The organism is Promicromonospora panici (genome assembly GCF_900608595.1).
Lineage (GTDB): Bacteria > Actinomycetota > Actinomycetes > Actinomycetales > Cellulomonadaceae > Promicromonospora > Promicromonospora panici.
In genome coordinates, this window is record NZ_UWYY01000022.1 from 109,291 (window position 1) to 118,817 (window position 9,527).

The window sequence follows — 9,527 nt, forward strand, 5'->3', positions numbered from 1 at the left end:
GGCCGGTCGGTCATCCTTCGGCTGTGAAGTCCGGTCCCGTGATGACCGCGACCACGGTCGTGCCCGGCGGGAACCGGCGCTCTTGGATCAGGTCGAACAGCCCGTACATCATCTTGGCGACGTAGACCCATTCCAGTCGCAAGCCGTGCTTGCTGTCGAAGTCGTCGATGAATGCGCGCAGAGCGTCGTTCGTCTTGGCGAACCCACCGAAGTGGTAGCCAGTCTCGATCGACCAGTTCGCCGTCTCGCGACCGTAGGCGTCGCGCTGGAGGGAAGCGACGTCTTCGCGCAGGAGATCGCCGCCTTTCAACGCGGAGAACCCCATCGCGGTGCGCGAAGGCGGGAGAGCTGCGGCGATGCCGGCCAGTGTTCCGCCGGTTCCGCTGGCGCAGCAGATGACGTCGAAGTCCTGGTCGATCTCCTCGACCAGCTCGGCGCATCCCCGCAGTGCGAGGGCGTTGCTGCCACCCTCGGGGACCAGGTAAAAGTCCCCGAACTGTTGGTGCAGACAGTCGATCACCGTCGCAGTGGTCTTGGTGCGGTAGGTGGTCCGGTCCATGTAGGTCAGCTGCATACCGCGCTCGACGGCGAACCGCAGCGACGGATTAAGGGGGAGGTGTTCTTCCCCGCGGATCACGCCGATCGTGTCGAACCCGAAGATCTGGCCTGCCGCCGCTACCGCCCGGATGTGGTTGGAGTATGCGCCACCGAACGTCAGCAGACGGCGGGCTCCCTCGTCGCGCGCGGCTGCCAGGTTGTACTTCAGTTTGCGCCACTTGTTGCCTGGCAGTTCGGGGTGGATCAGGTCGTCCCGCTTGAGCAGCACCCGCACGTCCGCGGCGGACAGGCGATCGTCGTGCAGCTCCGTCAATGGCGAGGGCAGGTGCAGGTCGGGAGCCTTCGCAGTGCTCATGCCGACGACCTCCATGACACCGATCCGAACGGGTGCTGCCACAGTAGACGACAGCGGGGTGCGAAACGCCTGGTCGAGATGGTCGACGACGTCGCTACGCTGAACCGCGACGCCGCCGGCGACCCGCACTGCCGGATCCAGATGATGCTCGACCAGGGACCACGACGATGCCGTACCTCTCGCCCGACGCCCAGATCTTCCAAGCCGTCCTCAAACGCGTCGGCGAGATCGTTGGACTGGACACCGACGAGGCCAGGCTGATCAAGTTCACCAACAGTGCCGTCTTCGCGCTTGACGGTCCGGGGCTGGTTCTTCGCATCGCAGGTTCCAAGCCCGTCTCTGACAAGGCGGCCCGCGGCGTGACCTTGGCGAGGTGGCTCGCCGAGCACGACGTGCCCGCGGTCCGGCTTGTCGAGGAGGTCGCTCAGCCCCTATACGTCGACAGGCGCGCGGTCACAACCTGGCATCTCGTGCCCGACGGGGGAGCACCAGCAACGCCCGAGGACCTCGGCCAACTCCTACGGCGGCTGCATGCCATCACCGATGCGCCACCCGGTCTACCGCAATGGGATCAAGTCGCCTCCGTTCGCGCTCGACTTGCCGCCGCGACCACTCTGACCGATAACGAGCACACCTTCCTCGAAGAGCAGATCAACGAGGTTGATGAACAGCTCAAGGACATCGAGCCGGTCCTGCCGCCTGGGCCGCTGCACGGCGATGCGCACACCGGCAATCTCATCCCCAGCCCCGACGGGCCGGTGGTGTGCGACTTCGACTCCGCCGCGGTCGGACCTCGCGAATGGGACCTGACACCGATCGCCGTCGGGCACCTCCGCCTCACACCACCCCCGGACGCGTACCCCAGATTCGCCGCCACCTATGGCACAGACCTGCTCGACTGGCCCGGCTTTCCTGTGTTTCGCCACCTGCGCGAGTTGCAGCTTGTTACCAGCGTTCTTCCCGTGCTAGGGACGAATCCCGGTCTGCAGCCGGAGTGGCGCCACCGGTTCGACACCCTCCAAGCTGGGGACATGTCGGCGAGGTGGCACCGCTACCGATGAGAGTTGGTGGGTGGTGGGACGACGTCGCGTGCGGACCGTAGCCCACGACGTCCCGCCACCGGTCGCCCGGCGGCAGCCGCGAGAACGGCTGCCGCCGAGGAGCGGTCGGCGGCGGTCGGCGCCGCGACCAGAGTTCCGAAGAGATCGAAGACGACGGCCCGGAACTTCCCCCCCGGCACCGCCGACCATCGACTCAGCCGGCGATCTTGGCCAGCTTGCGGCCGACCTTGAGGAAGACCTCGCCCGCGGTCGTGTCGACCTCCGCGAGCACCGTCGCCAGGCTCTCGCGGGCGTCGTCGGGCGTCAGCGTCGTCTGCTCCTGTCCACTATCGGTCTCGACGACGATCCGCAGTCCATTCTGTTCTGCGACGCGACGCACATCGCCGTTCGACTTCGCGAATCCGAGGCCCTTCACGATCTCGGTGACCGGGAGGTTGAGGTCAGCCACGACCGGGAGGTCAGAGACGTCGCTGAAGTTGCGCTTCGAGAACTGGGCGGTGAACTCTTCACGGGCCTTCATCGCGGCGTCGACGCCGTGGATCGCGGCGGTGACCTCGCCCGCGAGGATCTTCTTCAGGTCCATCGGGTGCAGGGTCCCGGCCTCGAGCCGCTCTGTGACGACGGCGAGCTCGGCATCGGTCCATTCCGAAAGTGCGCGGAAGTACGGCTCGACCAGCCGGTCCGGCACAGACATGAGCTTGCCGAAGATCTCGCCGGCCGGCGCCGCGACAGGCACGTAATTGCCCAGCGACTTGGACATCTTCGCGCCTGTGCTGTCGGTGCCCTCGATGAGCGAGGTCGCCGCGACAATCTCAGGGGTCTGGCCGCAGATCTCCATGACCTTGCGGCCCATCTGCATGTTGAGGAACTGGTCGATCCCGCCGATCTCCAGGTCACTGTTGATCTCGACCGAGTCCAATGCCATGACGACGGAGTAGATCAGCTCGGCCATCGATAGCCCCTGGCCAGCCTCGAGCCGCTTGCGGAAGTCCTCGCGCTGCAGCGGCATCGAGACCGGAATCTTCGCGAGGATCTCGATGATCTGCGGAAGCTTCACGTCGCGCAGCCAGTCGCCGTTGTAGCGAAACTGGGCGTGCGAGAAGTCGAAGAACGGGGTGACCTGATCCTTGTAGGTCCCCAGGTTCCGGGCGATGTCCTCGTCGGTCAGCGCCGGGCGCTCGTCGGACCGCCCCGAGGGGTCGCCGATCTTCGCGGTGACGTCGCCGACGATGAAGACGACCTAATGGCCCATCCGCTGGAACCGGGACAGCAGCACCATCGGCACGGAGTGGCCGAGGTGGACCTCGGAGCCGGTCGGGTCGATGCCGAACTTCGCGATGAACTTCCGATCCTCGGCAGCGGCCTTGGCGACGCGCTCGGCGAGCGCAGCCGTGGACGGCTGGAGCTGCTGGGTGCGGGCTGCGATCAGCTCGGCCTGCTCGGACGGTGAGAGGTCCGACAGGTCCATCGTGCGGCGGGCCGTTGTCTCGGTGAGCAGGTCGGTGACCGCCTGATAGCCGGCCAGGTCCGCTCCGCGCAGCAGCGTGGTGGCGGTCTGGACGGACTGGGCGAGGCGGGTCATGGTCCGGTGGCCGTCGAACCGACACCGGAAAGTGGCACCTGAGCCAAGACCTTCAGCACATCCTCGCTCACCGGCTTCTCACCGGACAGTGCCCATGCGTACTCGTCGTGTTCGGTGAGGTTCACTTCCCCGGGCTCGACGATGACCGCCCAGGTGTGCTGCCTCGTGCGTTTGCCGGAGCCACTCGTGTACTCGAAGGCGCCGAGATAAGTCGACACGCCCGAGACGGTCAGGCCGGTCTCCTCAGCGACCTCCCGAACCAGTGCGTCATCGAGGCTCTCGCCTGGGTCCACCTTTCCGGAGGGCAGCTCCCAGGTCCCGCCCCGGAAGTCGTCGAGGGGACGACGGAGCAGCAGCACCCGCTCGCCGTCCTGGATCACGGCACCGACGACCTGCTGCTGGATACCGTCAGCAGCATCCTGTGCGGTGAGATCGTCAGTGGTGGGCAGGCCGGTCATAGATCCTCCTGAAGCAGATGTGCGTGGGTCAGTACCTTGGTGATGCCGCGAACGTATCCGTCCGCGACCGGGCCGTCATCGTGCGGCACCGGAAACTTGACGGTGGTGCGATGCAGCCGCTCCGCGTTGGGGAACTGGCCCTCACGATAGCGAGGCCAGTCGCCTCCCACCTGCGGGAACAGCCCTTCAGGTCGAGAGAACAACGCGTGCTCGTTCATCGGCCGGGTGGAGCCAGGCTGATCGATCTCCAGCAGGCCCTCGGCGTGCAGTGCCCTGAGCGCGATGCCTGGGTCAACCCCGATCTCGGCAACATCGAGCGTCAGCGCGAGTGCGTACCAGGACGGCTCGATCCCGTCCGGCACCTCTGGTATGCCAAGCCCTGGCACGTCCCGAAGGTCTGCGAGCATCCGGTCGGCGATCCGACGGCGGCCGACCAGCCGAGCATCGAGATGATCGAGCTGATCGGATGCGAGCGCCGCAGCCAGGGGATGGATGCGTAGCTTGAGGCCCATGCCGGTGACCGCATAAGCGCTGAGCGGGTGGTCCTTCGGGATCTCGGTGCGGCATCTCTTGTTGTACTGCCCGTGCAGGAGCGTCCGGTAGTAGGTCTCCTCGTCATCGGTCAGGACGAACCCGCCCTCACCGGCGGACAGTGGCTTGGGACCGTTCATGCTGAACGCGGCCGCCTTGCCGAAGGACCCGACCTTGCGGCCGTCGTAGGTCGCACCGTGGGCGTGGGAGCCGTCCTCGACCAGATCGAGACCATGGCTGTCCGCGATGGCCACGAGCCTCTCCAGCTGGGCCGGCACCCCCCACATGTGCGTCACGACGATCGCCTTGGTCGCGGGGGTGATCGCCGCCTCAACCATCTTGGGATCGATGTTGCCGAGCAGGTCGCAGTCGACCAGCACTGGCCTGGCCCGTAGGTGGAAGAGCGGAGTGGCCGTGGCGTGGAATGTGTACGCCGGGACGATCACCTCGTCTCCATCGCCGAGTCCGAGAGCCGCGTACGCGGAGTGCAGGGCTGCGGTGCCGGAACTGGCGAGCACTGCGTAGCGCACGCCGAAGTACTCCGCGAGCCGATCCTCTAGGTCCGCGATCACTCCTGAACGGTCCGGGATCGAGGTCGCCGTGAGGAGCTGCGTGGTCACCGCAGCGATCGTGACGTCGTCGACCAGGGGCCAGGGCACGTGCGGCAGCGGCAGGTCGATGACCGGCGTACCGCCGTGGAACGCGAGTGCGTGCGTCATGCGATCAGTTCCTTCGGGTCAACCATCTGGCCGCTCGCGGCCGATGCGTAGGCGGCGGTGACGACTGCGGCATGCGCCAGGTGTGCCTCGGCGCCAGAGACGTTGGGACGCTGGTCCATCAGAACCCGACGGAAGTGATCGAGCTGTGCCGCCGCGGCCGAGGGCCAAGCGTTCTCCCTAGCAAGGGCCTCGACGGCGGTCCCGTCGTTGTCCAGGCGACGGATGCGTCCACGCTCGAGGACCACCGAGCCGCGTGTTCCGATTGCTCGGATGACCTCCGTCTTGGGTGCGATGCATCGCGACAGAAGCACGGTGCCGAACAAGCCGCTGTCGTAGGACAAGTGGAGGACTGCGGTGTCCTCGGCGTCGTAGTCGAGCTCGGGACGGGCGACGGCCGCGGTGTGGGCGAGGACGTGGTCGGGCATCCCGAAGTACCACAGCAGGGTGTCGATGATGTGATAGCCCATGTCGATGATGCAGCCACCGCCGGCGAGGCGGTTGCTGCCGCGCCAGCCGGAGGACGGGTCCACCGCCATCGTGTACGAGGCCTCGAACAGGAACGGTTCACCGATCTGGTCGTACAGCTGCGGGAACGTCGTGTAGACGGGATTGAACCGGCGCTGGAGCGTCACCATCAGCTCGATCCCTGCTGCCTGGCACGCCTCCGTGATCTCCTGTGCCTCGTCCAGGCTCGTCGCCAGCGGCTTCTCCTTGAGCACGTGCACGCCGTGTGCGGCAGCGGCAAGGACCACGTCACGCCCAGCGTGATGGGGAACGGCGACGACAACGAAGTCCAGGTCTTCGCCGTCCAGCAAGTCGACGACGTTGGTGTACCCGGGTACGTGGTACTCGGACTCGACGAGTGCGACAGCCTTGTCGTCTGCATCGCAGACGGCGACCAGATCGACCGAAGGGCTCGCGGCGAGAGCCGGCAGGTGGTCCTCGCGGCCCTGCTTGCCAAGGCCGACCATCGCCGCGCGGAACCGTCGGTTCGACGGTGATACCGCCAGCGGCGAGGCGGTCCCGAGAAGAACATTCGCAGTCGGGTCAACGAGGCGGTTCGACATGCCTCCGGAGGTCTTGGGCAACCTCTTCTCGGTAGTAGTCAGCGGACCCTGCCTGGTGTGCTGGTTCACGGTGGCGCTCCTTCCGGCCGGTGTTCGGATGGTGCAGTTGCGTGTGACCAGCCTCACGGGGGCACCCCTGGTTGGGAACGACCGCCCACAGCACCCCACCCGAACACTCGCTGAACCGGATCGGCCTGGGCGCCAGCCGGGAACGCGCAGCTGCGAGCGCCGTCTGCATGTCCGCGTGACGCCCTCGCCTGATTCGGGCACCATTGCCGAACCGGCGCTGAACTGCTGCCGAACGTCGGAGGTCAGGGTCTGTTGTGAGGGCTGATGTGGGGGAACGATGACAGGCACTGTGCATCGGTGGACCGGCCGCGAGACCAAGCAGCTCCGAGAGGCGCTTCGCATGACGCAGCGACTCTTCGCCGAGCACCTCGGAGTAAGTGATCGCGCCGTAGCCAAGTGGGAGTCCGGTGGCACTGACTATGTTCCGCGGCCGGAGACGCAGGCTCTCCTTGACACCGCACTGGCGCGCGCCACCGATGAGGAGCGTGAACGTTTCCACGGCCGAGCGGCGCCCAGCCGTGTGCGCCTTGGTCGTGTCAGTACGTCAGGGGTGGGCGAGCTCCACGTCGACTCCCACAAGTTCATGCCCGTCTTCATCGGGCACTATCTGGCTGAACGGCTCATGAAGCGGATCGGGCTGGAGACCGCCGCAGGCGTGCTGCACGCGGGATTAGCGCCTGTCGACCATCCGGACGCAGACCGGTGCTCCCTGTACGTGCATCCGTGCGGTGTCGTTCTCTTCCACGTCGTTCAGTCACGGAGACCGGACACGATTTCAGACCTTGCCGAATGGCGGTATCGCACCTACGTGACAGATCCATCGTGGGCGGCTCAGAAATTGACGGAGCTCCTGGACACGAACGGAACCGCTGGCCTTAGGCCGGAGTATGTCTTTTCGGCCTACTGGCTCCATGAGCATCCCTGGGACGAGCCTCAGTACGAGACCGCTCTGCAGCTGATCGCGACACCGTCGCCTCTGGTCGACCGCAGCAACCCCGGCAACGTGAAGTCTCTCGGTCCAGACGCCGAGGAGGCGCTCTTGTCGTCCGGCTTCGTCCATCCTGAAGTCGCGCGGATCGGTGTGCATGGAATCGCTGCGGGATTCGTCGGCTGGTCGGGAATCTCGTACCACCCGCTTGCTCCGGAACGGGCACTGACGGTCGAGGAACTGGTCGAGGCCGAGGTGCTCGCACAACTCGTGTGGTGCTACGCGGCGCACATCCAGCAATCCGTGGAGAACGGCCGCGACCCCGACGTCCCCGAGAGGTACGGGTGGCGCTTCCTGCGTGCGGCGCATTCCCGCCTGACATCCGCGCGACCGCTGGAAACGGCCCAGCACCGTCTTATGAGAGAGGCCATCGTGAAGACCAGCGGACTGACCGAGATCCTGCCCGCAGCACAAGCGGCCCTTCGAGAAGACCGGCGGTGACCAGCATGACCAACACCCAGCTCCATAACCCCGCGCTGGTCGTCGTGGACGTCCAGAACGGCTTCGTCAACCAGCACAGCAGGCATGCTGTCGGAGCCATCGTCGACCTCATCGCTGCGTGGACCACACGGGGACTTCCGGTCGTGTTCACCCGCTACCTCAACCAGCCGGGCAGTGCGTACGAGAAGTACTTCTCCTGGTCACGCCTCATGGACTCACCCGAGATCGATCTCGTCCCCGAACTCCAGCCCCTCGCCGTCGGACACCCTGTCATCGACAAGCTCGGCTACACGCTCTTCAGCAATGAAGGCGCCGCGCTGGTGCGCGAACAGGGCTGGAGAGACCTGGTCTTCTGCGGCATCGCTACCGAAAGCTGCGTCCTGAAGTCCGCGGCCGACGCGTTCGAGAACGGGTACGGCCCATGGATCGTCACCGACGCCTGCGCGAGCGACGCCGGACCCGAGACTCATAACGCCGGCCTCACCGTCGCTCGGCGTCTGATCGGGCGGAACCAACTCATCACCAGCTCCACCCTGCTGGAATCGATCGACCGCACCGGAGCCGATCGATGAAGCTGGGCGCCGAGCTGGTCATCATCGGCGGAGGGCCTGCCGGATGCGCCGCCGCGGTCATGGCCGCGAGCGTCGGAATCAACTGCACCATCATCGAGCCGCGGGACCGCCTCGGCGGTGCTTTGTGGCATATCGCGGCGACGGACAACGTCCTCGGCGGGCACCGGACCGGACCGAGCCTCGCCACGGCAGTCCTTGCCGACGTCGCACGCGCGGCTCCTCAGGTCGTGCGGGGCAAGGCCACCAGCGTCGAGGCCCGCGACCGTTCCGTCAGCGTGACATTGGCGAACGGCGAACGCGTCACCGGACAGCACGTCGTCGTGGCGACGGGCGTCAAGCCGGTCCAGCCGCACGACGCACCGTGGATCACCACCACCGCTCCCCTGACGCTACCGCCTCTCACGGACGCCGATCCGACCGACGCGGTAGGTCAGACCTGGCTCGTCCTTGGCGCCGACCGGCCCCTCGGCACCTTCCTGCGTGCTAACCCTGACCTCGACGTCGCGCTGCTGGTCCCCCACCCGTCGTCCGACGTCTACAAGACCGAGGAAATCGCCCGTGATCCACGGGTCACCCTGATCCCCGTAGACGTGCTGACCCTCGACGCGGAGGGGATCGCACAGCCCGGCGACCTGTGCGGCGACCAGACCTTTACCAACATCGGAGTCACACCCATCGCTCTCGACGGAATAGTCCGAGACCCGGATGGCTACTGCCCGGTGGCAGGCCAGCACTCCCGAGTGCATATCGCAGGCGACTTGCGCTCGGCCTGCGGCCAACGCGTCCAGACGGCGATGGGATCGGGCGCCGAAGCAGCACTGGACGCCTATTACGCGATGCGACGTTAAGACCACTCCGATCCAACGGCGCAAGCCATGAGCGCATCGTCGCCTGCAACGGTGACCGTACCGAGGCCGCTCGCCGTCGCGTGGCACAGGATCGCCAGGCAACCTGGACGGGCGGTGGGGGACATCGGCGGGCGGCGTCGGTGAGGGCCGCGTCTCCGGCCCGCGCCAGACACGCCACAGAGCAGCACCAGCACACCCAAGCCATGCATCACAAACATAGCCAAATGCCATATACACACAACTAAGCACACAACAGCCACAACACAACAAACCACGAC

Annotated in this window: 8 protein-coding genes and 1 pseudogene; 4 read left to right on the plus strand and 5 right to left on the minus strand. The window is 66.3% G+C overall.

From position 1 onward, the window contains the following. Positions 1–10: 10 nt before the first annotated feature. Positions 11–1,042 carry a 1-aminocyclopropane-1-carboxylate deaminase/D-cysteine desulfhydrase gene (locus EW117_RS23640; protein ID WP_242504494.1) on the minus strand — a complete coding sequence of 344 codons (1,032 nt, stop codon included), beginning with the start codon at positions 1,040–1,042 and terminating at the stop codon, positions 11–13. 38 nt (positions 1,043–1,080) lie between these two features. Between EW117_RS23640 and EW117_RS23645 the strand changes: the two genes are divergently transcribed. Beyond that, the gene (locus EW117_RS23645; protein ID WP_129789145.1) at positions 1,081–1,974 is read left to right on the plus strand and encodes an aminoglycoside phosphotransferase family protein; all 894 of its coding nucleotides are present in this window, start codon (positions 1,081–1,083) and stop codon (positions 1,972–1,974) included. Between the two features lie 193 nt (positions 1,975–2,167). On the opposite strand, the pseudogene tyrS reads toward EW117_RS23645, so the two are convergent. From tyrS to EW117_RS23665, 4 genes and pseudogenes are all read right to left on the minus strand, one after another. Next, positions 2,168–3,556, minus strand: a pseudogene (tyrS, locus tag EW117_RS23650) (tyrosine--tRNA ligase). Further along, positions 3,553–4,014, minus strand: a complete 462-nt coding sequence (locus tag EW117_RS23655) for an NUDIX domain-containing protein (RefSeq protein WP_129789146.1) — start codon at positions 4,012–4,014, stop codon at positions 3,553–3,555. The pseudogene tyrS and the gene EW117_RS23655 overlap by 4 nt, the downstream one beginning before the upstream one ends. After that, the gene (locus EW117_RS23660) at positions 4,011–5,264 is read right to left on the minus strand and encodes a DegT/DnrJ/EryC1/StrS family aminotransferase (protein ID WP_129789147.1); all 1,254 of its coding nucleotides are present in this window, start codon (positions 5,262–5,264) and stop codon (positions 4,011–4,013) included. Before EW117_RS23660 ends, EW117_RS23655 begins: the two co-directional genes overlap by 4 nt. Next, a complete protein-coding gene (locus EW117_RS23665) occupies positions 5,261–6,688 on the minus strand; it encodes a Gfo/Idh/MocA family protein (protein ID WP_207212013.1) in 1,428 nt (475 codons plus the stop codon). The genes EW117_RS23660 and EW117_RS23665 overlap by 4 nt, the downstream gene beginning before the upstream one ends. On the opposite strand from EW117_RS23665, the gene EW117_RS23670 reads away from it, so the two are divergent. From EW117_RS23670 to EW117_RS23680, 3 genes are read left to right on the plus strand one after another with little or no spacing between them, the layout of a single operon-like run. Beyond that, the gene (locus tag EW117_RS23670; RefSeq protein ID WP_129789148.1) at positions 6,678–7,829 is read left to right on the plus strand and encodes a helix-turn-helix domain-containing protein; all 1,152 of its coding nucleotides are present in this window, start codon (positions 6,678–6,680) and stop codon (positions 7,827–7,829) included. The two genes, EW117_RS23665 and EW117_RS23670, sit on opposite strands and share 11 nt — an antisense overlap. Before the next feature lie 5 nt (positions 7,830–7,834). Beyond that, positions 7,835–8,401 carry a cysteine hydrolase family protein gene (locus EW117_RS23675; protein WP_129789167.1) on the plus strand — a complete coding sequence of 189 codons (567 nt, stop codon included), beginning with the start codon at positions 7,835–7,837 and terminating at the stop codon, positions 8,399–8,401. Next, positions 8,398–9,249: an FAD-dependent oxidoreductase gene (locus EW117_RS23680; protein WP_129789149.1), complete on the plus strand. Its 852-nt coding sequence runs from the start codon at positions 8,398–8,400 to the stop codon at positions 9,247–9,249. Before EW117_RS23675 ends, EW117_RS23680 begins: the two co-directional genes overlap by 4 nt. Positions 9,250–9,527 lie beyond the last annotated feature (278 nt).